This window comes from Martinezella sp. CNPSo 3890, from assembly GCF_057784455.1.
Genome location: NZ_JBXSOR010000003.1, coordinates 440,699 through 465,282, shown reverse-complemented (window position 1 = coordinate 465,282; position 24,584 = coordinate 440,699). Strand labels below are relative to the sequence as shown.

23 protein-coding genes and 1 riboswitch are annotated in these 24,584 nt (G+C 57.7%); of the genes, 13 read left to right on the top strand and 10 right to left on the bottom strand.

Features of this window, described 5'->3' with window-relative positions:
• Window positions 1–10 precede the first annotated feature (10 nt).
• Window positions 11–307 carry a hypothetical protein gene (locus AC13RC_RS12125; protein ID WP_069612587.1) on the bottom strand — a complete coding sequence of 99 codons (297 nt, stop codon included), beginning with the start codon at window positions 305–307 and terminating at the stop codon, window positions 11–13.
• A gap of 131 nt (window positions 308–438) precedes the next feature.
• Complete coding sequence (locus AC13RC_RS12120; protein ID WP_113388870.1) at window positions 439–1,407, bottom strand: polysaccharide lyase family 20 protein; 969 nt, start codon at window positions 1,405–1,407, stop codon at window positions 439–441.
• Window positions 1,408–1,741: 334 nt separating this feature from the next.
• On the opposite strand from AC13RC_RS12120, the gene AC13RC_RS12115 reads away from it, so the two are divergent.
• Entirely contained in the window at window positions 1,742–2,902 is a 1,161-nt protein-coding gene (locus AC13RC_RS12115; RefSeq protein ID WP_488557258.1) for a GumK N-terminal domain-containing glycosyltransferase, read from the top strand.
• A 4-nt stretch (window positions 2,903–2,906) separates the two neighbouring features.
• Here AC13RC_RS12115 and AC13RC_RS12110 read toward each other — a convergent pair whose 3' ends face one another.
• Window positions 2,907–4,415, bottom strand: a complete 1,509-nt coding sequence (locus AC13RC_RS12110; RefSeq protein ID WP_488557257.1) for an oligosaccharide flippase family protein — start codon at window positions 4,413–4,415, stop codon at window positions 2,907–2,909.
• 72 nt (window positions 4,416–4,487) lie between these two features.
• Between AC13RC_RS12110 and AC13RC_RS12105 the strand changes: the two genes are divergently transcribed.
• Together AC13RC_RS12105 and AC13RC_RS12100 are read left to right on the top strand one after the other, a co-directional pair.
• Window positions 4,488–5,447: an ATP-grasp fold amidoligase family protein gene (locus tag AC13RC_RS12105; protein ID WP_488557256.1), complete on the top strand. Its 960-nt coding sequence runs from the start codon at window positions 4,488–4,490 to the stop codon at window positions 5,445–5,447.
• A gap of 59 nt (window positions 5,448–5,506) precedes the next feature.
• Window positions 5,507–5,995, top strand: coding sequence for a heme-degrading domain-containing protein (locus AC13RC_RS12100; protein ID WP_113332860.1), 489 nt, complete (start codon window positions 5,507–5,509; stop codon window positions 5,993–5,995).
• A 42-nt stretch (window positions 5,996–6,037) separates the two neighbouring features.
• Here the strand turns inward: AC13RC_RS12100 and AC13RC_RS12095 are convergent, their stop codons facing one another.
• Window positions 6,038–7,294 (bottom strand): AGE family epimerase/isomerase, encoded by a 1,257-nt coding sequence (locus AC13RC_RS12095; RefSeq protein ID WP_488557255.1) that lies wholly within the window; start codon window positions 7,292–7,294, stop codon window positions 6,038–6,040.
• Between the two features lie 268 nt (window positions 7,295–7,562).
• Here AC13RC_RS12095 and metH point away from each other — a divergent pair, with 268 nt between their 5' ends.
• Window positions 7,563–11,339 carry a methionine synthase gene (gene metH / locus AC13RC_RS12090; protein ID WP_488557254.1) on the top strand — a complete coding sequence of 1,259 codons (3,777 nt, stop codon included), beginning with the start codon at window positions 7,563–7,565 and terminating at the stop codon, window positions 11,337–11,339.
• A 129-nt stretch (window positions 11,340–11,468) separates the two neighbouring features.
• Here metH and AC13RC_RS12085 read toward each other — a convergent pair whose 3' ends face one another.
• Entirely contained in the window at window positions 11,469–12,233 is a 765-nt protein-coding gene (locus tag AC13RC_RS12085) for a GntR family transcriptional regulator (protein WP_069612582.1), read from the bottom strand.
• Window positions 12,230–13,114 (bottom strand): glucosamine kinase nucleotide-binding domain-containing protein, encoded by an 885-nt coding sequence (locus tag AC13RC_RS12080; protein WP_488557253.1) that lies wholly within the window; start codon window positions 13,112–13,114, stop codon window positions 12,230–12,232. The genes AC13RC_RS12085 and AC13RC_RS12080 overlap by 4 nt, the downstream gene beginning before the upstream one ends.
• A 543-nt stretch (window positions 13,115–13,657) precedes the next feature.
• On the opposite strand from AC13RC_RS12080, the gene AC13RC_RS12075 reads away from it, so the two are divergent.
• The 5 genes from AC13RC_RS12075 to AC13RC_RS12055 all read left to right on the top strand — a co-directional run bounded on the left by AC13RC_RS12075 (window position 13,658) and on the right by AC13RC_RS12055 (window position 19,002).
• The gene (locus AC13RC_RS12075) at window positions 13,658–14,917 is read left to right on the top strand and encodes an ABC transporter substrate-binding protein (protein ID WP_113351930.1); all 1,260 of its coding nucleotides are present in this window, start codon (window positions 13,658–13,660) and stop codon (window positions 14,915–14,917) included.
• A gap of 201 nt (window positions 14,918–15,118) precedes the next feature.
• A complete protein-coding gene (locus AC13RC_RS12070; protein ID WP_145316658.1) occupies window positions 15,119–16,072 on the top strand; it encodes a carbohydrate ABC transporter permease in 954 nt (317 codons plus the stop codon).
• A gap of 12 nt (window positions 16,073–16,084) precedes the next feature.
• Window positions 16,085–16,924, top strand: coding sequence for a carbohydrate ABC transporter permease (locus AC13RC_RS12065; protein ID WP_488557252.1), 840 nt, complete (start codon window positions 16,085–16,087; stop codon window positions 16,922–16,924).
• On the top strand, window positions 16,921–17,985 hold the full coding sequence (locus AC13RC_RS12060; protein ID WP_488557251.1) for a Gfo/Idh/MocA family protein: 1,065 nt from the start codon (window positions 16,921–16,923) through the stop codon (window positions 17,983–17,985). Before AC13RC_RS12065 ends, AC13RC_RS12060 begins: the two co-directional genes overlap by 4 nt.
• Window positions 17,986–17,997: 12 nt before the next feature.
• The gene (locus AC13RC_RS12055) at window positions 17,998–19,002 is read left to right on the top strand and encodes an ABC transporter ATP-binding protein (RefSeq protein ID WP_113390572.1); all 1,005 of its coding nucleotides are present in this window, start codon (window positions 17,998–18,000) and stop codon (window positions 19,000–19,002) included.
• Between the two features lie 66 nt (window positions 19,003–19,068).
• Here the strand turns inward: AC13RC_RS12055 and AC13RC_RS12050 are convergent, their stop codons facing one another.
• Window positions 19,069–19,674: a TetR/AcrR family transcriptional regulator gene (locus AC13RC_RS12050; protein WP_145632598.1), complete on the bottom strand. Its 606-nt coding sequence runs from the start codon at window positions 19,672–19,674 to the stop codon at window positions 19,069–19,071.
• 120 nt (window positions 19,675–19,794) lie between these two features.
• Here AC13RC_RS12050 and AC13RC_RS12045 point away from each other — a divergent pair, with 120 nt between their 5' ends.
• The 4 genes from AC13RC_RS12045 (at window position 19,795) to phnF (ending at window position 22,242) form a co-directional block, all read left to right on the top strand.
• Entirely contained in the window at window positions 19,795–20,241 is a 447-nt protein-coding gene (locus AC13RC_RS12045) for a tautomerase family protein (RefSeq protein ID WP_113332869.1), read from the top strand.
• A 69-nt stretch (window positions 20,242–20,310) separates the two neighbouring features.
• Window positions 20,311–20,706, top strand: coding sequence for a VOC family protein (locus tag AC13RC_RS12040; RefSeq protein WP_113390575.1), 396 nt, complete (start codon window positions 20,311–20,313; stop codon window positions 20,704–20,706).
• 119 nt (window positions 20,707–20,825) lie between these two features.
• Window positions 20,826–21,512: a class I SAM-dependent methyltransferase gene (locus AC13RC_RS12035; protein ID WP_113351936.1), complete on the top strand. Its 687-nt coding sequence runs from the start codon at window positions 20,826–20,828 to the stop codon at window positions 21,510–21,512.
• Window position 21,513: 1 nt separating this feature from the next.
• Window positions 21,514–22,242, top strand: a complete 729-nt coding sequence (gene phnF, locus AC13RC_RS12030) for a phosphonate metabolism transcriptional regulator PhnF (protein ID WP_488557250.1) — start codon at window positions 21,514–21,516, stop codon at window positions 22,240–22,242.
• 39 nt (window positions 22,243–22,281) lie between these two features.
• Here phnF and AC13RC_RS12025 read toward each other — a convergent pair whose 3' ends face one another.
• From AC13RC_RS12025 to AC13RC_RS12015, 3 genes are all read right to left on the bottom strand, one after another.
• The gene (locus AC13RC_RS12025) at window positions 22,282–22,632 is read right to left on the bottom strand and encodes a VOC family protein (RefSeq protein WP_113332873.1); all 351 of its coding nucleotides are present in this window, start codon (window positions 22,630–22,632) and stop codon (window positions 22,282–22,284) included.
• Between the two features lie 60 nt (window positions 22,633–22,692).
• Window positions 22,693–23,169, bottom strand: a complete 477-nt coding sequence (locus tag AC13RC_RS12020) for a 6,7-dimethyl-8-ribityllumazine synthase (protein WP_113332874.1) — start codon at window positions 23,167–23,169, stop codon at window positions 22,693–22,695.
• Between the two features lie 89 nt (window positions 23,170–23,258).
• A riboswitch (FMN riboswitch) is annotated at window positions 23,259–23,405 on the bottom strand.
• A gap of 106 nt (window positions 23,406–23,511) precedes the next feature.
• The gene (locus AC13RC_RS12015; protein ID WP_113390578.1) at window positions 23,512–24,573 is read right to left on the bottom strand and encodes an ABC transporter ATP-binding protein; all 1,062 of its coding nucleotides are present in this window, start codon (window positions 24,571–24,573) and stop codon (window positions 23,512–23,514) included.
• Window positions 24,574–24,584 lie beyond the last annotated feature (11 nt).

The window sequence follows — 24,584 nt, the reverse complement described above, 5'->3', positions numbered from 1 at the left end:
GGAGAAGGCATCATTGATGGATTGGGTGCGACGCCTTAACCGCGGCCTCAATCAATTCCTCGGCGTATAAAAGTGCCGATGCCGTATCGTCGCCGTCAAGTTTCAAGTCCTTGCATTTGCGGTGCATCGCTCTACGGATCTGGGCCAGCAAGGCCGCATCGATATCGACTTCACCTTCGTCGAACACATGTGTCAGCGCAGACTGGGCGACAATTTCCAGGACCGCAACTCGCCCTTCAATTTCACCTAGTGAGGGTATCGCATTCCTCTTCACATGCTGTTTGCAATCGCGATGGGTAGTAAGCATTTCGGTCACCTCCTTCACGAAAAAAGATAACTATCGAGAAAGGAAAAAGTTCGGCCATTTCTCAAAAAAAGCGCACGCTCGGGATGTGGGTCGCTCAATTGATCTAGAGGCACGCATCCTTGGCAACCTTGTCACTTGATAGGGCAAAGGCTGGGATCCGATAATACATCGGCGCAGTGGGGTGAGCGGCGGAAATCATCATAGTAAAGCGTCCACACTGTTGTATCGGCGGCGCGATAAGGGCCGAATTTGAAGTATTGATTCTTTCCTAATCCGTGATCGGCATGTCCTATGTGACCGGTAACTGTAACGATCCATTTGTTGTTAGCGAATATCTCAATATGGCCAGAGCCATCGGGGCCTGGTTTACTGTAAATGGCAAAGTCGATCCAGCCTGATGTCGGTGTTGGCAACTTGTTTCCACGATTTATTACTTTTATGGCGTCTGTGCAGCCTGTAAATTCTTGCCCGTCGGATACGTCCCAGTTGTCGTCGGTGGCCACCAATGCGCGCATTTGATTGGTGTCGGGACGGAACCAGACCGGCGCTTCGTCATCGCTGCAGGCTTTGCCGTTGCTTTCGGGCTTGTGTTTCTTGATGGGAGCAACGTAGTTGGTTTCAACGGTTGCGAAGAGTTTGCCATTATTGAGCCGCAGTGCGAGGAAGGGGCTGAAATCCCCTTTGGCGTTCGGCCCGATTTCTCGCTTCCATTGCGCGATAAGGTAGCGATGGTCGCCTGAGGGTACGGGATCGGCGAATTTTACGGCAAAACCGTACCAAACCCCCTGGTCGTATGGAACGCGATACTTTGTGCGCTCCCATATTTCGGCTCTCTCGCTGCAGTTTGCTTTACCCGGTGGGCAGAATGGTCTGACGCTCAATTTCAATGCGCCGGTTCCAGAATGCTTGACTTCCGATTGAAATTCGATCGTTCCGGCCTCTTGCTCGAAGTTGTCGCGATAATAAAGATGGCCAGAGGGGGCGAAATCTGTGCCGTCGAAACCATCACGCAGCACCATTTGTGAGGGGCTATCGGCCAGAACCGGTGTTGCGGCGCAGGTGCAGGCCAATATGGCGGGCAGTGCGTACTTTGCATTCATGCTGGGCTATTCCTGTGGCGAGACATTCGTAAAGCTTTATCAATGACCTGTTCGCTTCCCACAGGCAAGCGAGAGCCGTGTTACTTTAAAAGGCCGGGTTGATGACCCACTGTTCAATTCTGATCAACTCCAGGCGAGCTGCAGCCTATGAATGTGATGATTGGTGATACAACTTTAACCGCATGTTAGGCGCTTGCGGCTCATATCCCGCGGAATTGGGCTTTGGTTGCGGCTATCAATGCCCCGGACATGACTGTTCGTCGCTGCGACCTCATCGATGTTTGAATGTCGGTCATGACATAAACCGGCTGAGGGTCGCTGTTGGGGACCGCCTTTGGCAAATGGTGAACTAGAGCTGGGCAGCCGAGAGGCGCAGCTACGACGAAAAATCGTGATCTTGACGTCGCATGCGTTTTTGCGCGGCTACCGCAAGGCGTCAATTCACTTCATTGCATCCCGCTGGGCCGAGCAGGGGCATGAAGTCCATTTTCTCACTATCGGCCACAGCTGGCTCACTTTGCTTAAGGATCGCCGGCGCTTTCGTGCTTTGTCCCAAGATCAGGCAAACCGGTTTCAGACCATCGCTGCTAATTTGAGAGCCGGCGCATATCTCCCTCCACTACATGCTTTCAGTTCCGGTAACCGTTTTATCAATGCAGTTAGCCCCGCGCTATTTTGGCTCTATGGCAGCTTTTTCCCTCCCTTTGCGCGCCGTGCTATAGCCGACGCAGATCTGGTGCTGATTGAGAGCGGTTCCGCTCTGGCTTTCTTGTCCAAGGTCAAGAAAATAAATCCAAGGGCGCGGATTTTGTATTTTTGTCGCGATCTACTGAGAACCATCGGGGCTGCCTCGGCGCTACAGGATATCGAAGTTCGGCAGATCGCCCACTTTGATGCGATTTGCGTTCCTTCACAGCGGCTGGGTGCCATGCTCCCCCCTGGCGGGCGTGTGCGTACTATCCCGCAAGGCGTTGATGCGACTCTGTTCGATCGCGAACTGCCATCCCCCTATACCCCCGGTAGCCGCAATGCAATTTCCATCGGCAATATGCTTTTTGACCAAACTTCCGTCGCCGCGATGGCTGCTGCCGCGCCGGATGTGAATTTTCATGTTTTTGGTGCCACATGGAATGGCTGGGCCCGACCGAATGTCACCATCTACGGCGAAAGGGACTTTGAGAGCATCATCCCTTACGTGCAACATGCTGATTTCGGTATTGCTCCCTATCGCTTGACCGCGGATGAGGTCTATCTCGCGGAATCGAGCCTGAAACTCGCCCAATACAGCTATTGTGGTCTGCCGATCCTGTTACCTGACCTCGTACCCTTTACCCGCACCAACGGGATTGCCTATCGATTGGATGGCGAGGTCGCCTGGCGAGAAAAGATCGACGCAGCGCTGGCGATGCAGCGTTCGGCGGCTTTCCGCGATGGAATAATGACCTGGGACGAGGTTGCGCGGCAAACTCTGGCTGCCGCATACGAAGCCCAATAATCGCTCAGCCGGGTACAAGGAAGCTTAGCAATCTGCCAGCGAAAAGACGTGATACGCTCGGCAATCTTCCACCAGCCGTCGTCATCAGAATTTGTACGTCTTCGGTCGTAATCAAGCGTAAGAAACGAATAGCCAACAGATAGGTAATTGCTCCAGCGGGAATGGCGCTTAAAAGTGCCGGTAGCCCATCGAGACTGTAAATGCCGAGGCTTGCTGCACCCGCACAGAGAGCTGCCGCAAGAACCGTTTTCGCCAACGCAGTCAAAGGGACTGTGACGCCGACATATTTCCGGGCCATCCAGCAAAGCAACACAAACGTCAATGTCACGGTCATCGCGCGAGCTAGAGCCGCGCCTTCCAGGCCGAGGGATGGCACGAAAGCGATTAGCAAGAGTATCGTTGCTACAGCGCTTGTAATCTGCACGCGTAGCACAATGGCGCTTCGTCCAGCTGCACTGATGATACCCCAGGGGACCACGGACATGCCGGCAAGCCATACGAAGGCTAGCAGTGTGGTTGCAGCCGGCACGGCGGGCTCGAAAACATCGCCGAAGATCGTCGGCAAAAGCTCAGGCATGATGGCTGCGCCACCCATGCTGATCGGCAGCATGACCAGGGCGACTATGCGGATGACGCGCCTGTAAGCTGCATTGAGAGACTGCGGATCGCTTCTTGCGTGAGCTTCGGTGAAGTTGACGATTAATGCCGGCGATATCTGGAGCATGATCTGTTCGATAAGACCGGCCAGACCGAGTCCGGCAGCGAAGTAGCCGATACTGGTGGGAGAAAGAAAGATGCCGAGAAAAAGGAATTCAATGCGGGAGAGGATGAGGATCTCGATGAGATCGCTGAACCAGATGTACCGGCCATAGCGCAACAGTTCCGGCGATAGATTTTTCCGCGAGTATCTTGCGGTGGGGTGGACATAGTCGCGCAATTTCAAGGCTTGCGGTAGGTAGCGGGCGATATAGCCGATTAAAGCTCCCGTCGGGCCTAGCAACCAGGCTCCGATGAATACAAGTGGGACCTGCATAGCCCCGCCGAGCAGGGTAGTGCGGGCGGTCTGCCCGAACCGGTTTCTTCCGCGTGCCACGGCTGTGGAAAATGCGTAGAACGCATAACTAAGAAAGAGGAGCCCGGTGACCAGCCAGAAGCACGCATGCCATGCATCGCGATAAGCATAGGTGATCGCGGCAAAGAGAAGAATCCCTGTACTGACCATGCTGACCGATATAAGGAAACTGCGGAGCGCAGTGACGACCAACGCCTTCCATGCATCACCATCGTCCGCGTGACCGCCCGCATTGCGCAGCAGGGTCTGAGGCAGGCCCATGTCGGCCAATGCTGCAGCTGACGTTGCAATCCATAATGCGTAGGCGACGTTGCCAGACCCCGCAGGACCGAGCAGGCGGGCTGCGATGATGCTGCTCGCAAAGCCCGCGGTAAGCGAGATGGATGTCGCCGCCAAGCTAATCAACGAGCTTTTCAGGAGATTGGATACGAACGCGCTCATGGCTATCTATCTTGAAGGCTTACGCATAACCTTGTGTTAAAGGGCGGCTGATAGTTTTCACTTGCTTTCTAGTTGAAATTCGAGACCGTCACCATGATAGATCGAGCCGCCGATCAAGATGGATTTCTCATCCCGGGATATCTGCAGAAGGGATTGCAAGAGCGCGCGCACAACTTTCTCTGGCGGCTCATGTCGCCTTTGCCCGATAAGACCTATTGCGCACTTAAATATCGCGCCATTCGCGGCAAATTCCCTAATTTGTCATCCCCTCAAACCTTTACTGAGAAGGTACAGGCGCGCAAATTATACGATCGCAACCCTCTCTTTCCGCAGCTCGTAGACAAGGCCGATGCGAAAGGGTTGATTGGAGAAAGGGTTGGCAGCCAATATGTTATCCCGACGCTTTGGGTTGGGAACGATCTAGCCTCCGTGGATTGGTCAGGGATTTCATTGCCGGCCGTTGTGAAGCCAACCCATGCGAGCGGTGTGGGGCGATTTCTCTACGGTGAAGCCGACGTCGATCGTCTCCTTAAGAACGATCCGTCCGGCGAGTGGCTGGCAATCAATCATTCCCGTTACAACAGAGAGTGGGCTTACAGCCAATTAAAGCCTCGTATTCTTATTGAAAGCATGCTGCTCATTGATGGGCGAGTTCCGTGGGACTACCGGTTCTTCACATTTGGCGGGAAGGTCTCGCATATCGAGATCGACATACGCGAAAATGGTCGAGGCTATTCGTGCAACTACACTCCCGACTGGCAGAAGCTGCCGTTCTATGACCGGGACTATCTCGGTCTCTATCCAGGCGAAGTAGCCCGCCCGTCGCGGCTTGAGGAGATGATTCACGTCGCTGAAACGGTCGCTCGCGATATCGACTTCGTTCGTGTCGATCTCTATGCGTCGGCAGAATGGGTCCGCGTCGGGGAGCTGACCTTCTATCCAGGCGGAGGTTTCGAGGCATTCGAGCCGGATGAATATGACTTCTCAATCGGTCAGAAGTGGCAGCTTGGCTTCGAAATACCGAAGAGATAGGTGGACAAATCATTCTCTGCGCGTTTGATAGGCCGATCTATTTTTAAAGAAGGTTTTCCATGACGATCGACCAGGACCTTGCTCGAATCGAATTGCAAGAGGAAACGCTGCGTTTCGATGCTTTTGACCTTTCGACCGCTTGGGTACTCGGCAAGCTGTTGCGCGACCTCGCCAGCGAGCGCAACATGGGTGTTGCTATCGATATCACGCTTCATTCCATGCCGGTTTTCTACATAGCTTTGCCCGGTTCGACGCCCGACAATTCCAACTGGATCCGTCGGAAGCGCAACATGGTGCTGCGTTACTTCCGAAGCAGCTACGCCAGCACGTTGCGGCTGCAGCAGCAGGGCAAAACGATCGAAGACAACGGGCTTTCCAGCACCGAATATGCCGCGTCTGGTGGCAGCTTTCCGATCTTCGTCAACGGCACGGGCTGCATCGGCGCCGTCACCGTTTCTGGGCTGCCGCAGCGGGAAGACCATAATCTCGTTGTCGAAGCCTTGGCTCTCACTCTCGGCCACGAGCTTCACAATCTCAGCCTCGCATAAAGCGGCGAGGTGGCGCACGTCGATCGGGCGCCGCCGCCGATTTCAGATCTTGCCGCCAGCCTCGGCGATGACTTTGGTCAAGCTTCCCGTTGCCGGGAAGAGGGGGATGAGGCATGCCTGCAGGGCGTGATAGATATCGCCCTTGCCCGGGAACAGCGTGTGAGCGGGAACGAGATCTTCCGTCAGTTCCTCATGCCAGCCGCCATTGGCACGATCGATAAAGGCCTGGCCGATTACGCTCCAGATCTTGCGGTAGCTTTCTTCGTGGAAATCGCTCGGGACGTGTTCATTCAGATAGTGGGCCGCACCGGCACCCTCGCATGCAGTCCACCAAAGCTTGTTGCGCTTTGCCGGCATATCTTCCCAGTCGAGTGTATAGAAGAATCCATTCTTCTTGTTGTCCCAGCCGAGTGACATGGATTGGGAGAAGAGACCCTTGGCTGCTTCCGGCATCCAGTCATGACGCTTTTCCCCAAGCGCCCAGAGTTGCAGAATGAGACGCGCCCATTCCAGCCAGTGCCCTGGTGTCGTTCCCGATGGACGGAACATCTCGTTGCCGCGGTAATTCTTGTCGAGCACCCAATCGGCGTTGAAGTGTTCGGCAACGCGCCAGCCGACGGATCCAGCCGAGCGGCGAATGACGAGATCGGCGATACTTTCTGCTTTTTCGAGATATGTCTTGTCGCCGGTCGCTTCGAATGCGGCCATCAAGGCTTCCGTCAGGTGCATGTTGGAGTTCTGGCCGCGATAGGTGCCTCCATCGATCAATGACCAATCTCGATTGAATTCCTCGGCAATCGCTCCGTACTTCGCTTCCCAGAACTTAGTATTCAGAATTTCCGTGACATCTGCCAACATGCCATCGGCCATTGGATGGCCGATCGTCTTTGCGGATGAGGCAGCAAGCAGCACAAAAGCGTGGCCATAGCCCTGCTTGCTGGAATCGACGGGGCCGTCATTGTTCAGCGACCAAAAGTAGCCACCATGCTCCGTGTCGCGATGATGATTCCATAGATAGTTCATGCCGTGGTCGACAATTTCGTTTGCGCCGGGACGACCGAGCAACGACCCGATCGAGAAGCAGTGCACCATGCGGGCGGTCGAATGAATGCCGCGCACGGGATTTGCCTTATCCAACGGCTTGCCGGCATCATCCATGTCGTAGAAGCCGCCTTTGGGATTGACGGCGCGGTACTGGAAGAAATCGAAAAGCGCGTCCGCTTGATCAAGCAGCCAACGCCGATGGTAGGCGCGCGTGCTCCAGTTTCCGAGCGCTGCGGGTTCAACCTGTATGTTCATGCCGTCCTCCATGGATTCTTTTCCTGACGCCGTATAGCGCCGCCCGAAAGCGCTGTCATGGCGTTATGGACGAAACTGTGTCGTCGGCACTGCGTTGTCCATGGTCGGATCGGCAATTAGCCCATGGTGCGGTTATTTTCCTGAAACGGCCGGAAGGATGGACGCATCGTTCTTGCTATCGAGTGGTTAAAAGCATAGATATGTTGACATAAAGATATCTTTATGTGATCTGGTTGTGAAGTCGCAATCAGGCCAGAGGAGTTCGCTTATGTTTGACAATCTTTTTGGTTCGGGAACGGCGAAGCGCGACGGCAGCGAGGTGTTTGAGGCCTTGCGAAAGGCTGCGAGCGAGCGAATCCTCGTGCTTGATGGCGCCATGGGCACGCAGATTCAAGGCCTTGGCTTTGACGAAGATCAGTTTCGCGGTCATCGTTTCGTCGGCTGTGCCTGCCACCAGAAGGGCAACAACGACCTTCTCATTTTGACCCAGCCCGGTGCGATTGAAGAGATACATTATCGCTACGCCAAGGCGGGCGCCGATATTCTGGAGACCAACACCTTCTCATCCACCAGCATCGCGCAGGCGGACTACCAGATGGAAGGTGCGGTCTACGACCTCAACAAGGAGGGCGCGGAAATTGTGCGCCGAGCGGCGATCCGCGCAGAGCGTGAGGATGGCAAGCGCCGCTTCGTTGCGGGCGCCATCGGTCCGACCAATCGGACCGCCTCCATCTCTCCCGATGTCAACAATCCTAGCTATCGTGCGGTTACCTTTGATGATTTGCGTCTTGCCTATGGCGAGCAGATCGATGGCCTGATCGATGGTGGTGCCGATATCATTCTGATCGAGACGATTTTCGATACGCTGAACGCAAAAGCGGCGATCTTTGCCTGCGAAGAGCGTTTCGAGGCCAAGGGCATCCGTTTGCCCGTCATGATTTCAGGCACCATCACCGATCTTTCCGGGCGCACGCTGTCCGGTCAAACGCCGTCAGCCTTCTGGAATTCCGTGCGCCACGCCAGCCCCTTCACGATCGGCCTCAATTGTGCGCTTGGAGCCAATGCCATGCGACCGCATCTGCAGGAGCTTTCCGCGGCCGCGGACACCTTCATTTGCGCCTATCCTAATGCCGGATTGCCGAACGAATTCGGTCAGTATGACGAGACGCCCGAGATGATGGCCGCTCAGGTCGAGGAATTCGCCCGCGAAGGTCTGGTCAATATCGTTGGTGGCTGCTGTGGCTCCACGCCCGAGCATATTGCGGCGATCGCTCAGGCGGTTTCGAAATATCCGCCGCGCCAGCTTGCCGAACATCGGCCGTTCATGTCGCTTTCCGGTCTCGAGCCATTCGAGTTGACCAAGGATATTCCGTTCGTCAATGTCGGCGAGCGCACGAATGTCACCGGTTCGGCGAAATTCCGCAAGCTGATCACCAATGCCGATTATACGGCGGCGCTCGCCGTTGCTCGTGACCAGGTCGAGAATGGTGCGCAGGTCATTGACATCAACATGGACGAGGGCCTGATCGATTCTGAAAAGGCGATGGTAGAGTTTCTCAATCTCATCGCCGCCGAACCGGATATTGCCCGCGTTCCGGTCATGATCGACAGTTCGAAGTTCTCGATTATTGAGGCCGGCCTGAAATGCGTTCAGGGCAAGCCGATCGTCAACTCCATTTCGCTGAAGGAAGGCGAGGAGAATTTTCTCAAGCAGGCTCGGTTGATGCGCATGTACGGCGCAGCGGTCGTCGTCATGGCCTTCGATGAGACAGGTCAAGCTGATAGTTACGAGCGCAAGGTCGAGATCTGCTCGCGTGCCTATAAGCTGTTGACGGAAGTGGCGGGCCTGTCGCCGGAAGACATCATCTTCGATCCGAATATCTTCGCCATTGCGACGGGTATCGAAGAACACAACAACTACGGTGTCGATTTCATCGAGGCGACGAGGACGATCCGCCAGACGATGCCGCTCGTTCATATTTCCGGCGGTGTCTCAAACCTGTCCTTCTCGTTCCGCGGCAACGAACCCGTCCGCGAAGCCATGCATGCCGTATTCCTCTACCACGCCATCCAGGCGGGCATGGACATGGGCATTGTCAATGCCGGGCAGCTAGCCGTCTACGACAATATCGACCCGGAACTGCGGGAAGCCTGCGAGGACGTCGTGCTCAACCGCCGTCCGGACAGCACAGAGCGCCTGCTTGAGATTGCCGAACGCTTCCGCGGTTCCGGCAGTAGGGAGGCCAAGGCACAGGATCTTTCCTGGCGCGAATGGCCGGTGGAGAAGCGGCTCGAACATGCGTTGGTCAACGGCATTACCGAATATATCGAGGCCGATACAGAGGAAGCGCGCCAGGCTGCTGAACGGCCGTTGCATGTCATCGAAGGCCCGCTGATGGCCGGCATGAATGTTGTTGGCGACCTCTTCGGTTCGGGCAAGATGTTCCTGCCGCAGGTGGTGAAGTCCGCCCGTGTGATGAAGCAAGCAGTTGCCGTGCTGCTTCCCTACATGGAGGCCGAGAAGCTCGCCAATGGCGGCGACGGAGAGAGGAAGTCGGCCGGTAAGGTGCTGATGGCGACCGTCAAGGGTGATGTCCACGACATCGGCAAGAATATCGTCGGGGTCGTGCTCGCCTGCAATAATTATGAGATCATCGATCTTGGCGTCATGGTGCCGGCGACCAAGATTCTCCAAACTGCGATCGCAGAGAAGGTCGATATTATCGGTCTGTCGGGGCTCATCACGCCGTCTCTGGACGAAATGGTGCATGTCGCTTCCGAGATGGAGCGGCAGGGCTTCGATATACCGTTGTTGATCGGTGGCGCTACGACGAGCCGCGTCCATACCGCGGTGAAGATCCATCCCGGTTATCACCGGGGGCAAACCGTCTATGTTACGGATGCGAGCCGTGCCGTTGGCGTCGTATCCGCTCTGCTATCGCAGGATGCGCGGCAGGGCTATATCGATACCGTTCGGGCTGAGTATTCCAAGGTCGCGGCCGCCCACGCGCGCAGCGAGGCGGAGAAGGTGCGCCTGCCGATCGCAAGGGCGCGCGAGAATGCCGAGAAGGTGGAGTGGTCTGATTACCAGCCGGTCAGACCGCAGTTCTTCGGAACCAAGGTGTTCGAGAGCTACGATCTTGCCGAATTGGCGAAATATATCGACTGGACCCCATTCTTCCAGACCTGGGAGCTCAAGGGGCGTTTTCCGGCAATTCTCGAAGACGAGAAGCAAGGCGAGGCCGCACGCCAGCTTTACAGCGATGCGCAGGCGATGCTGGAAAAGATCATCGCGGAAAACTGGTTCCGCCCACGCGCCGTCATCGGTTTCTGGCCGGCGGGCGCGGTCGGCGACGATATCAGGCTGTTCACCGACGAAAGCCGTAAAGAGGAGCTTGCAACCTTCTATACGCTGCGGCAGCAGCTGTCGAAGCGGGACGGTCGTCCGAATGTCGCGTTGTCGGACTTCGTCGCGCCGGTTTCCAGCGGTGTCGGTGATTATGTCGGTGGCTTCGTTGTTACGGCTGGTATCGAGGAGGTGGCCATTGCCGAACGCTTCGAGCGCGCCAATGACGATTATTCGTCGATCCTCGTCAAGGCACTGGCCGACCGCTTTGCCGAAGCGTTCGCCGAGCGGATGCATGAGCGGGTGCGTCGAGAGTTCTGGGGCTATGCCGCGGATGAGAATTTCACGAGCGAGGAGCTCGTTCAAGAAGCCTATGCTGGCATCCGTCCAGCACCGGGCTATCCGGCGCAGCCTGACCATACCGAGAAGGATACACTTTTCCGCCTGCTGGATGCCGAAGCGGCAACGGGCGTAAAGCTCACGGAAAGCTATGCGATGTGGCCCGGTTCTTCCGTCTCGGGCATTTATATCGCTCACCCGTCTTCCTACTATTTCGGTGTCGCCAAGATCGAGCGCGATCAGGTCGAGGACTACGCTGCCCGCAAGGGTATGTCCGTGGGCGAGGTGGAGCGCTGGTTGGGTCCGGTTCTCAATTATGTGCCGGAGAAGCGCGAGGCCGCGGTCGACGACGCGGCCTGATCGCGAGTCATGTCAAAGACTTGCCGAGTTTAGCTTAGAATTTGATTCTCTATACAAGCGCCACCTCAGCCATTCGGTTGGGGTGGCGCTTTTTTGATTCTGGGATTTTTACTGTCTTGCAGACGTAAGCTAATTCGCGCCAATCGTCAGTTCCGCGACGAAATCATAGGCGTCGCCGCGATAGAGCGACCGGGTGAATTCCACTGCGCGGCCGGAACCGAGATAGGAGATGCGCTCGATCGAAAGGCCGGCCGCGCCGACGGGAACGCCGAGCAAGCCCGCATCGGCCTCTTTCATGTTGGTCGCGGATATGCGCTGCACCGCACGAACAGGGCGCACCTGACGCTTTTCCAGCTCTGCGTAGAGCGATGTGGTCACGACAGACGGATCCGGCAGGAATTCGCCGGAGACGCTGGCATGCTCGATCGCCAGTGGCTGGTCGTCTGCAATGCGGAGACGGCTCAGCCGCGATACCTTGGTGTCGGCGGCAAGGCCGAGGATCATCATCTCATCCGGGGAGGGCGTGTGGATCCCCTTATGCAGCCATTCGGAGCGAGCTGTCATCCCGCGCCGCGCCATGTCCTCGGTAAAGGATGTCAGCTGCGACAGCCGCTGCTCCACCTTTGAAACGGGTTTTGCGACGAATGTGCCCGAGCCGTGGCGGCGGACGAGTATGCCTTCGGCGACGAGGTCGTCGATTGCCTTGCGGACAGTGACGCGGCTGACCGCAGCAAATTCGGCAATGTCACGTTCCGGCGGCAGTGCATCCCCATGCTTCAGCCTCCCGACCTTCACTGCCTCCTCGAGCGTGCGGCGCAGCTTGACGTAGAGCGGGCCTGTGCCGCCCACGGAAAGGCGCTCCGGCGAGAAGATTGCACTCAAATCTTCGGTCATGCCCTGTTTTCCTCTCCGCCCCGCAGCAATTTTGCTGCCAGTTCCACGGCGCCGCGCAAGACATCGCCCTTGGGTTCGGCGAGAATCGCCCTGTGACGCTCGTCGAGCCAGGGACGATAGGCCTGAGCGACGCCGCCGAGAAGGCAGATCGAAGGGCATTCCGGCCAAAGCAGCGCGTCCAGGCTTTCGGTTATCGATTTTGCCGCAGCTCTCACGATGTCGATGGCGACCGCATCCTCCATTCCGGCATATTCGAAGATAACAGGCGCATAGCGGGCAAAATCCTTGGGCTTGGAGGCGTGCGCAAATTCGACGATCCGTTCGGGATCATTGCCGTATTCCGCCATGATTGATGCCGTCAGCGCTGAGCCGGGTGTCACCCGGTCATGAGCCAGAAGCGCTTTTTCGAGCAGATCGCGACCAAGGCGTGCGCCGCTTGCCTGATCGCCGACGACAAACCCCCAGCCGCCGATGCCCCAGCTTTTGCCGCCGCGGCGGGCATTGTAGACGGAGCCGGTGCCAAAGGCGCCGATAACGCCATCGGCGTCGCCAAGCGCGCCTTGAAGGGCAATGGTCGCATCGGTGACAACACGCGTGCTCGCAAAGGGCAGGGCGCCTTCGACCTGCTTACCATAATTGCCGACATTGGCCCCGGCGGTTCCGATAACGGCAGGCAATTCCCGCAGCAGGTCAGAGGCGAGGTTCGCATCGATCAAGGCCTGCTTTGCCGAGGCGACGATATGGATCAGCGAGTTTTCCAGATCGGAGAGGATGTTCGCCGCGCCGGCTTTGCCGGTGCCGAGCACCTTTCCCGCAGCGTCTATGACAGCCGCCCTGCAACTCGTGCCACCGCCATCGATACCAATTGCAAACTGCCCCATCACGCCTCCGGATGCCGCCTGTTCCCCGTTTTTCCATACAATACCAAAAAAATACCATTTACCAATAGGCAAGGCAGGCATTTTTGATTGTTTTTATCCCATTGAATTGCCTTGTTAAATTAATGAGCTCCAATCTTTTTGCATCCGAAAGTTAAATTCGGCTGGACAATTGGTATTTTTTTGGACTTAATTCGGTCCAAGGGAACAGTGCGAACGGACATCGGCAAAGCCGGCAGAAAAACAACAGCCGGTAAGTGAGGCGGAAGGGCGCGCATCTCGTCGTTGCGCCAGGCCGTTAGGGATCAGGAGGATCCCGTTTCGACGTTCGTCATAATTTTCCCGCGTGGTTCTTGCTGTGTCTCCGTCTAGTGGCGGCGACGGCAATTGATTGGGCCGATCGGGCAAAGCCTCTGAAGCCTTTTGCATGGAGGGGTCGGCAATATTGGCGGTCCCTATGGAGCGCTGACCGTCTCCTCGGACAGGCCAGCGGATTTTCAGATCGAGAACAGCGCCTTGCCATGGCGCGGAAAACAGGAGAGGGAAATGAAAACCAATGTTCTGAAAGGCTTGCTTCTTGCATCGAGCCTGCTGACTTCCGTCAGCCTGGCGCATGCGGCCGATGTGACGCTGACGGTCGAAAGCTGGCGTAACGACGACCTGCAGATCTGGCAGGAAAAGATCATCCCGGCTTTCGAGGCGAAGAACCCGGGGATCAAGATTGTCTTCTCGCCGACCGCTCCAACCGAATACAACGCATCGCTGAACGCCAAGCTCGATGCCGGTTCCGCGGGCGATATCATCACCTGCCGTCCGTTCGACGCCTCGCTTGACCTCTTCAACAAGAAGCATCTTGTCGATCTGACTAAGCTGAAGGGCATGGAAAACTTCTCGGCTGTCGCCAAGGCTGCCTGGTCGACCGATGATGGCAAGTCGACCTTCTGCGTGCCGATGGCTTCGGTCATCCACGGCTTCATCTACAACAAGGACGCTTTCGACAAGCTCGGCCTGAAGGTACCGACAACGCGTGACGAGTTCTTCGCCGTTCTCGACAAGATCAAGGCTGATGGCACCTACATTCCGATGGCGATGGGCACGAAGGACCTCTGGGAAGCCGCAACCATGGGCTACCAGAACATCGGCCCGAACTACTGGAAGGGTGAGGAAGGCCGCAAGGCCCTGATCGCGGGCAAGGAAAAGCTGACGGACGCTCCGTGGGTCGATCCCTACAAGGAACTGGCCAAGTGGAAGCCCTATCTCGGCGACGGCTTCGAAGCGCAGGGCTATGCCGACAGCCAGAACCTCTTCACGCTCGGCAAGGCTGCGATCTATCCGGCCGGCTCCTGGGAAATTGCTCTCTTCAACACCCAAGCGCAATTCAAGATGGGCGCCTTCCCGCCGCCGGTCGCAAAGGCTGGCGACACCGCCTACATCTCCGACCATCCGGATATCGGCGTCGGCCTGAATACGAAGAGCAAGCACCAGGAAGAAGCCAAGAAGTTCCTCGACTGGGTCGCTTCCGACGAGTTTGCAACCATCTATGCCAACTCGCTGCCGGGCTTCTTCAGCCTGAACTCGCATCCGGTGAAGATGAGCGATGCGCTCGCCCAGGAATTCGTTTCCTGGCGTGACAATCACAAATCGACGGTTCGTTCCACCTATCAGATCCTGTCGCGCGGCACGCCGAACCTGGAAAATGAAACCTGGACCGAATCCGCAAACGTGATCAACGGCACGGACACTCCGGAACAGGCTGCCGAGAAGCTCCAAAAGGGCCTCGACAGCTGGTACAAGCCAGGCAAGTAAGCATCGCATGATGTGGGCGAGGGGCCATTCAGGCGCCTCGCCCTTTTCGTTATCTTGAGTAATTGGATTGGCGATTATTTCGCCGTTACATTCGACACGCCTGATGTCGCTTCCAGCCGGCCAGAGAGCCGGGGCAACGGGCGGATTTGAACCTTTGCACTGCCGTCTCATCAGGCAGCCAAGAAAAACAGGCAGAAAGCCATGAGCGACGCCGCGACATCAGACGCCCTTGACGTAACGCCGATCAGGCGCTCCAAGCGCTGGCACATCCTCGTTTTCCTTTTCCCGGCCTTTGTCGTCTATACGGCGGTCATGATCCTGCCGCTGATCGAGACCTTGCGGCTGTCGCTTTACAACGTCGTCGACAATCAATCTGTCTTCGTCGGCCTGAACAATTTCAAGGTCCTGTTCGGCGATGACCGCTGGTCTCACGATTTCTGGAATGCGCTGCGCAACAACCTGATCTTTTTCGCCATCCATATGTGCGTGCAGAATCCGATCGGTGTGGCGCTGGCTGCACTCCTGTCCTTACCGAAGCTGCGTTTCGTCGCATTCTACCGCACCGCCATCTTTCTGCCGACGCTGCTTTCCTTCGTCGTCGTCGGCTTCATCTGGAAGCTGATCCTCTCGCCGCTCTGGGGTGTTGCGCCTGAGCTTTTGAATGTCATCGGTCTGAAATCGTTCTTCGCCCCGTGGCTCGGCAGGCCGAGCACGGCGCTGGTTACCGTCGCGCTTATCTCGGTCTGGCAATATGTCGGCATTCCGATGATGCTGATCTATGCCGCGTTGCTCAACATCCCCGAAGAGGTGATCGAAGCTGCCGAATGTGACGGCATCACCGGCTGGAGCCAGTTCTGGAAGATCAAGTTGCCGCTGGTATTACCAGCGATCGGCATCATCTCGATCCTGACCTTCGTCGGCAATTTCAATGCGTTCGACCTGGTTTATACCGTACAAGGCGCACTGGCGGGGCCGGATGGCTCGACCGATATTCTCGGCACGCTGCTTTACCGAGTCTTCTTCGGCTTCCAGCTGCAGCTCGGTGACCGCTCGATGGGCGCGACGATCGCGACAGTGATGTTCCTCATCATTCTGGCCGGCGTTTCCTTCTATCTTTTCATCGTGCAGCGGCGCATCCGCCGCTACCAGTTCTGAGGAGGGCGCTCCATGTCCAAGGCACGCACTTCCCTTGTCCGCACCGGCTTCGTCCATCTGGCACTTATTGCGTATACGCTGGTCGCCATCTTTCCGGTGTTTCTGACTGTCATCAACTCCTTCAAGGATCGTGCGTCGATCTTCCGCGCGCCCTTGACCGTTCCGACGCCGTCCTCCTTCAGCATGATCGGCTATGATACCGTTCTGAAGCAGGGAGATTTCCTCACCTATTTCCAGAACAGCTTTATTGTCACGATCGTCTCGATCATCCTGACACTGCTGTTCGGCGCGATGGCCGCCTTCGCGCTGTCGGAGTACCGCTTCCGTGGCAATACGGTCATGGGCCTTTATCTGGCGATCGGCATCATGATCCCGATCCGCCTCGGCACCGTTGCGATCCTGCAGGGCATGGTGGCCGCCGGCCTCGTCAACACGCTGACGGCGCTGATCCTTGTCTATACGGCACAGGGTCTGCCTCTCGCGATCTTCATCCTGTCCGAGTTCATGCGGACGGTTTCTGACGACCTGAAGAATGCCGGCCGCATCGACGGCCTCAGCGAATATGCGATCTTCTTCCGCCTCGTCCTGCCGCTGGTTCGCCCGGCGATGGCGACGGTTGCCGTCTTCACCATGATCCCGATCTGGAACGATCTTTGGTTCCCGTTGATCCTGGCGCCGAGCGAGGCGACAAAGACGGTGACGCTCGGATCGCAGATCTTCATCGGCCAGTTCGTCACCAACTGGAATGCGGTGCTGGCGGCGCTGACGCTCGCTATCCTGCCGATCCTCATCCTATACGTCATCTTTTCGCGCCAACTCATTCGCGGCATTACCTCCGGAGCAGTCAAGTGAGCCTATATGAAAAGCCGATCCGCGTTCTCGTTGCCGGCCTTGGCAATATGGGCCGCAGCCATGCGCTGGCCTATCACAACAATCCGGGCTTCAAGATCGTCGGCCTCGTCAACCGCTCCAAGCGGGAGCTGCCCGAGGAGTTGCGGGGATATACGGTCCATCCGGATTTCGAGACGGCGTTGAAGGAGCTGAAGCCGGACCTCTGCTCTATCAATACCTATTCCGACAGCCATGCCGATTTCGCCGTCATGGCCTTCGAAGCCGGCTGCCACGTCTTCGTCGAGAAGCCGCTGGCCACGACGGTCGAAGATGCCGAGCGTGTGGTCGCGGCGGCAAAGAAAGCCGGCAAGAAGCTGACGATCGGCTATATCCTGCGCCATCATCCCTCGTGGATGCGGTTGATTGCCGAAGCGCGCAAGCTCGGCGGCCCCTATGTCTTCCGCATGAATCTCAATCAGCAATCGAGCGGCCCGACCTGGGCGACACACAAGGCGCTGATGCAGATGACGTCGCCGATCGTCGATTGCGGCGTGCATTACGTCGACGTCATGTGTCAGATCACCGATGCCAAGCCCGTCGAGGTGCGCGGCATGGGCCTGCGGCTCACGCAGGAGATCAAGCCGGACATGTATAATTACGGCCATCTGCAGGTGATCTTCGAAGACGGTTCCGTCGGCTGGTACGAGGCCGCCTGGGGTCCCATGATCTCGGAGACGGCCTTCTTCGTGAAGGATGTCATGTCGCCGAACGGCTCGGTTTCGATCGCCATGGATCAGAACGCCAAGTCCGACGATATCGACATGCATACGAAGACATCCGTCATCCGGCTGCATAGCGCTGAAACGGGACCCGACGGCCAGTTCATCCGGCCGGATCAGGACTTGCATATGGACGGCGAACCGGGTCACCAGGAACTGTGCAACTTCGAGCAGGCCTTCATGCTGAAGGCCATCCGCGAGGATCTCGACCTCAATCGTCATATGACTGATGCCGTTCAATCTCTGCGCATATGCCTCGCTGCCGATGAGAGCGTGCGCACCGGCAAGCCCGTTTATCTATAAGGACAAAAGACTGTGGGATCGCTTCAACTGAAATCCATCCGCAAGGCCTATGGTACGCATGACGTGCTGAAGGGCATCGACCTCGAGGTGAAGGATGGTGAGTTCGTCATCTTCGTCGGTCCTTCCGGCTGCGGCAAGTCGACCCTGCTGCGCAGCATCGCAGGTCTCGAAGACGTGACCTCCGGTGCCGTGCTGATCAACGGCCAGGATGTGACTGTGACGCCGCCCGCCAAGCGTGGCATCTCGATGGTCTTCCAGTCCTATGCGCTCTATCCGCATCTGACCGTCAAGGACAATATGGGCCTGGGCCTCAAGCAGGCCGGCACGCCGAAGGCCGAGATCGACAGCCGCGTCGAAAAGGCCTCTGGCATGCTCTCACTTGCGCCCTATCTCGCCCGCCGGCCATCGGAACTTTCCGGCGGCCAGCGCCAGCGCGTCGCCATTGGCCGCGCCATCGTGCGCGAACCGGAGCTTTTCCTCTTCGACGAGCCGCTGTCGAATCTCGATGCGGCGCTGCGTGTGCAGACGCGCCTCGAAATCGCCCGGCTGCATCGCAGCCTGCAGGCAACGATGATCTACGTGACCCACGATCAGGTCGAAGCGATGACGCTTGCCGACAAGATCGTCGTGCTCAATGCCGGTGCGATCGAGCAGATCGGCTCGCCGATGGAGCTTTATAACCGCCCGGCCAATACTTTCGTTGCCGGCTTCATCGGCTCGCCGCAGATGAATTTCATCGCGGCCGAGCGTCTCGGCGAAAGCGGCGCCAAGACCGTCGGCATCCGCCCCGAGCATATCACGCTATCACGCGATCAGGGCACATGGGCCGCCAAAGTCATCCACGTCGAGCATCTCGGTGCGGACACCATCATCTATCTGGAGTCGGAGGCCACCGGTCTACTCACCGCGCGTCTCTTCGGTGAACACAAATACGAGCCGGACGAAATGGTTTATGCGACGCCGGATGCGAACCAGATGCATCGTTTCGATGTGAACGACAAGGCGATCCGGGCGTGAATGGCCCCACCGAGACGAGGCAATAGGCTCCGTCTCGGCTGCATCTCGTCCGCTTGAGTTGCATCGTCATTCGCTTTGCGGCCGCGGAGGATCGCCCGCTGTCAGAGCAGCCCGCTCAATGACTTCGGCTATGTGGACGGAAAGGGCGGGATCGGAGACGGCGCGGGCAAGCGTCAGACCACCGCTCAGCGTAGCGAGAAGAACGATGGCACGATCCTCTGCCGTCGTTTCACCAGAGCTTGTGCTCCCCGGCAGGCCGGCGGCGACATCGGCGATGAGTTTTTTCAATTCCACCGTATAGGCGCGGCGCGTTTCCTCATCGGCACGCATGACATCGGGGGAAAGGCTTGGCAGTGTGCAGCTGTCACCGAGATCGCAAGTCCGCTTGTAGCCGAGGTAAAAGCTGGCGAGCTCCTTCAACCAGTCTTTCGGCTGGTTTTGCCTGAGCGTCAGGATCGCTTGGCGCAATTCTTCCAATCCTTCCACGACTGCAGTGCGAAACGCTTCGCTCTTGGACTTGAAGTGTCCGTAGAAGGCGCCGTTGGTAACGCCGGCCGCTTTCGTCAGTGCATCGATGCCTGCGCCGCCATAGCCTTCCCTGCGAAAGACTTGCCCTGCAGCAGCGACCACCCGCGTCCGGGTCTCTTCCTTATGTTCGGCGCTGTAGCGCATTGCTATCTCCATTGAGAGCGATCTCTCTTTATTGCTTGCATAGAGAGCGATCGGTATGTATCGTTAAAGAGTGATCGGTATATATCAATTGCCGTCATAGGTCCAACAAGGAGATACCCCATGCCCATTACACTTACCGTGTCCGAAGGACTGCTTTCATCCGAAGCGCAGGCAAAAGCTTTTGCCGGACTTACGGGTGCAGTCCTCGATGTTGCCGGCCTGACCGGGAATGAATTTATGACGGCCAATGTCATCGGCTCGATCAATGTGCTTCCGGCCGCACATGTGCTGGCAGCCGGAAAGCCCGTCGCTGCGGCCTTCATCGAACTCAAGTTGCCCGAAATCGCGCTTGCGACCACCGAAGCCAAGCGCGCTTTCATTGCAAGGGCGACTGATGTCGTCGAGCAGGCGGCCGAAGGGCGGATCAAGCGTGAGCATATCTGGTCGAACATCGTCTATGCGCCTGAGGGTGCTTGGGGCATTGCGGGACAAAGCTACAGCAATGCCGATCTGGTTGGCGCTATTGCGAGCGCCGCAGCGCCTGAGGTTGAAGCTCATCGCGCGTGAGATGAGATAATTGGCATTGATACCGGGCGGCTGCGTGGGCCGCTCGTCCGACAACAAGGGAGGCAGGAGATGCAACTCGCCAATTATCTGTTTTTCACGACGCATTGCGAGGAAGCGCTTGCCTTCTATACAGTCTGCGGGCTCGGCGAAGTGACGCTGTTGGTTCGTCATGGTGCTGATGGGGTGCCGCTTGCCAACGAAGCGATGCGGGGCAGGGTTATGCACGCTCGCTTTGAGGGGCCAGGCGTCTCGTTCTTCGCTTCCGACAATCACGATGCCGAGCCGATGAGAGGTTCCGCTCATATGCTCATGATGGATGACCGAGAGAGCACCGAGAGGATTTTTGCTCGATTGGCTGAGGGCGGCGCGGTGACGACGCCACTCGCCGTTCAGCCTTGGGGCAGCTACTACGGCAAGCTGACGGACCGGTTCGGCGTGCAATGGATGGTAGACTGCCTGCAATAGGAGCTAACTGATCACGCGCGAAAGATTATCATTATTAGTCCAGTCGTCCGGACGAATTCATGCGACTGTCATGAGGTGGAGTTATAAAGGGTTCAGTTCACTCCAACAGCGAGAGCATGATGACAAGCGCAGCAACGACTTACGCGACATGGCACAAGGAACCGCAGGGCGACGCCGCCATGGCAGAATCGCATAGCCCTTATTGGCGCCACTTCATTGAGACGGTGCCGGAGCGGGATTTCTCCTCGAAGACCGTCCTGGATTTCGGCTGCAACCGTGGCGGCTTTCTGCGGCTGCTTTATGCCATGCGACCGTTCCGACGCGGTGTCGGCATCGATATCGCTTCGGAATCGGTGGCTGCCGCTGTCGAAGCCGCAGGCAACATGCCGCTGCAGTTTCATGTCACGACCGACCTGGCGCCCTTTGCCGACAGCTTCGACGTGGCTTTCAGCTATGAGGTGATCTATCTGCTGCCGCAGTTGCGAGAGCATGCCGAGGGAATGTTCCAGGCCATGCGCAATGGGGGCGTCTATTACGCGGTGACCGGGTGCCACAATGAAATGCCGCTTTGGCCGAAGTGGCTCGAGCTGATCGGCAACAACAGCAACGCGCCCATGCAGGATCGCTCGCCACAGGATTATATCGAAGCCTTCACGGCCGCTGGCTTCGATGTTTCGGTCAGGCGTTTCGGCTATGATGGTTTTGTGCGTGCCACCAAGGATCGGAAATATTATCCGAGCATTCTCGATGCGTTGAGCTATCCAGCCGAATACAAGCTGCTGTTCCGGCTGGAGAAGCGTATCTGATATGGAGACGATCGACCGAAAGGGCGGCACCGCGCTCTGGCATCAGATCGGCGAGATCCTGGCGGCCGATATTGCCGCCGGGACTTTCGCGCCCGGAGAGAAATTGCCGACCGAGCCCGAACTGATGCAGCGGTTCGGCGTTAGCCGTTTCACCGTGCGCCAGGCGTTGGGGCACTTGGAGCAACGCGGATTGGTCCGCGCCGAACAGGGGCGGGGAACCTTCGTTCATAGGGGCGTGCTCGACTATACGCTGTCGAAACGCACCCGCTTCCACAAAAATCTGATCGAGCAAGGTTTTGAACCGGGCGGCGAGCTGCTCGTTCACGAGATCGTGCCGGCGACCGAACGCGTCGCGGCCCATTTAAAGATCGCAATCGGCGCGTCGGTCATCCATCGTCGCGGTGTCATGACGGCCGACGGTATTCCAGTGGAATTGGGGGATTCCTATTATCCGGCCGAACGTTTTCCCGATTTCGATCAGGCTAGATTGAGGCATCCGACAATCTCGGCAGCGCTCGCCAGCTATGGCGTCACCGACTATGAGCGCTTGTCGACGGAGATCGAGGCGCGCATGCCGACGGCCGACGAGGCGCGGATCCTGCGCCAGCTGAAATCCGCGCCGCTGCTGGTGACGCGCAAGGTGGATGCGGATACCGACGGAGTGCCGATCACCTATTCGGAATCGGTCTGGCCGGCCGAGCGCACCACATTCAATCTCGATCTGCGATGAGAGCGCCGGAGAGCCCTTGAGGCTCTTCGTGAGCTTGAACTAGCGGTGGGAGAGGATATTGACCACCTTGCCGAAGGGGTCGCGGACGTAGAAGCGGCGCACACCCCACGGCTCGTCCGTCAGGTCATACAATATGCCGAAGCCCATGGAGGTGGCGCGCTGATAAAGCGTATCGACATCGTCGACTTCGATGGAAAGGTCGGGGACGAGCGTTCCCGAACCGCCCTCGCTGGCGACGCTGATCTGCGGCACTGTTGCCGCTTCAGAGGCGAAGGTCAGGATCCAGCCGTGATCCATGACGATGTCGAGGCCGAGCAGGTCGTGGTAGAAAAGACGGGCCGTGGCGGGATCGGCGGCGGACAGGTTCGGGATGATGCGTAGGACGGTCACTGACGTTTCTCCCTGGTGGACATGGAGGCGGGCAGATGCCGCGCCTCCACTATGCTAAGCTTAAACTGTGACAGCGGGCAGCAGCTTGGCGCGTTCTGCGAGAATATGGCGGCAGGCGCTGGCGACTTCCCGGCCCTTGATGATGAAATGTTCCTTGAAGAACTGGATGTGGGCTTCCGACTCCTGGAAGTGATGCGGGGTCAGGACTGCCGACAGGATCGGCACGCCGGTGTCCAGCTGGACGCGCATCATAGCATCAAGAACCGTATTGGCGACAAATTCATGGCGATAGATGCCACCGTCGACAACGAAAGCGGTGGCAACGATTGCGGAATAACGGCCGTTGCGGGCGAGCGTCTGAGCATGCAGCGGAATTTCCAAGGCGCCGGGCACGTCGAAGATATCGATCGGCGACGCACCTTCCGTCGTCTGCCATTCGGCAACGAAGGAGTCGACCGAGCGATCGACGATATCGGCATGCCAGCGAGCCCGAATGATCGCGACGCGGCTCGGCTGGGTAGAAATCGAAATGGTCATGAATTTTGCCTTTCAAGGGTTGTTGTCAAATATCCCTTGGGCGAACACGCAACATCGCGGCATCCCTCGCGCGGAGGAGGTGCGATCCTGCTTGCTCTCTTCCATCCGGACTATACCGTCGGCTCCGGCATCTCACCGGATCTGCTGACCCTTCCGAAAGCTCGGAAGGCGCTCGCGGGCTCGAGGAAACTCCCCATACCGCCGGTGGGGAATTGCACCCCGCCCTGAGAACGTCCGGACTATAAATGCTTTCTCTCATGAAAATCAAAGAAAAACGCCGGGTTTCTGACCCGGCGTCCGCGAATAATTTTCCAAAATGACCCTGCGACGCACGGTGCTTTCTCAATCCTGAATCACGAGCAGATCGGAGGAGGCGAAGCGCAGCGTCACCTTCTCGCCGACGCTCGGAGGCATCATCCCGGGGCTGTTGAACATGTCGAAGGAAATCGTGTTGCCAGCAACGTTCATGCGGGTGCGAATGACCGAACCCAGGAAGTGTGCCGAAGAGACTTCGCCCGTGAGAGCCGTATCGCCTTTGGCCGATTCCGCCAGCGAACCGGCTTCCGGACGCAGGGCGAGTGATACGGTGTCGCCCGGTTTATAGGCCGTCACCGACTGCTTCAGGGTCACACCCTGATCGCCGATCATGATGCGGTTGCTATCGGGATCGACGACCTTGCCTTCGATCAGGTTTAGCGTACCGACGAAGGAAGCGACGAAGCGGGTTGCCGGCGTGTTGTAAATCTCGAAAGGCGTGCCGATCTGATCGGCGCGACCGGCATTCATGACGACGATGCGATCGGAGATCGACAGGGCTTCTTCCTGATCGTGGGTCACGAAAACGGTGGTGATGCCGAGCTGCTGCTGGATGGCGCGGATTTCTTCGCGCAGCGAAATGCGGATCTTGGCATCAAGGGCCGAGAGCGGCTCGTCGAGCAGGAGGACCTGCGGCTTGACGGCGATGGCGCGGGCGAGCGCCACGCGCTGCTGCTGGCCGCCGGACATCTGATAGGGATAGCGGCCGGCCAGATGATCGAGCTTGATGAGAGCCAGCATCTCCTTGACGCGCTTGTCGATGTCGGGCTTTGCCATGCCGGCCACCTTGAGGCCGAAAGCGACGTTGTCGTGCACCGTCATGTTCGGGAACAGCGCGTAGGCCTGGAACACCATGCCGATGTTGCGCTGGTTCGGTTTCAACGCCCGCTGATCCTTGCCGTTGATCGACAGGGTGCCGGCGGTCGGCGTTTCGAAACCGGCGATCATGCGCAGCACGGTCGTCTTGCCGCAGCCCGACGGTCCAAGGAAGGAGATGAATTCTCCCTTTTCGATTTGCATATTGAAATCGTGCACGACCTGAATGTCGCCGAAGGACTTCTTGATGTGGGTGAGTTCGAGAAAAGCCATGGTGAGAAGCC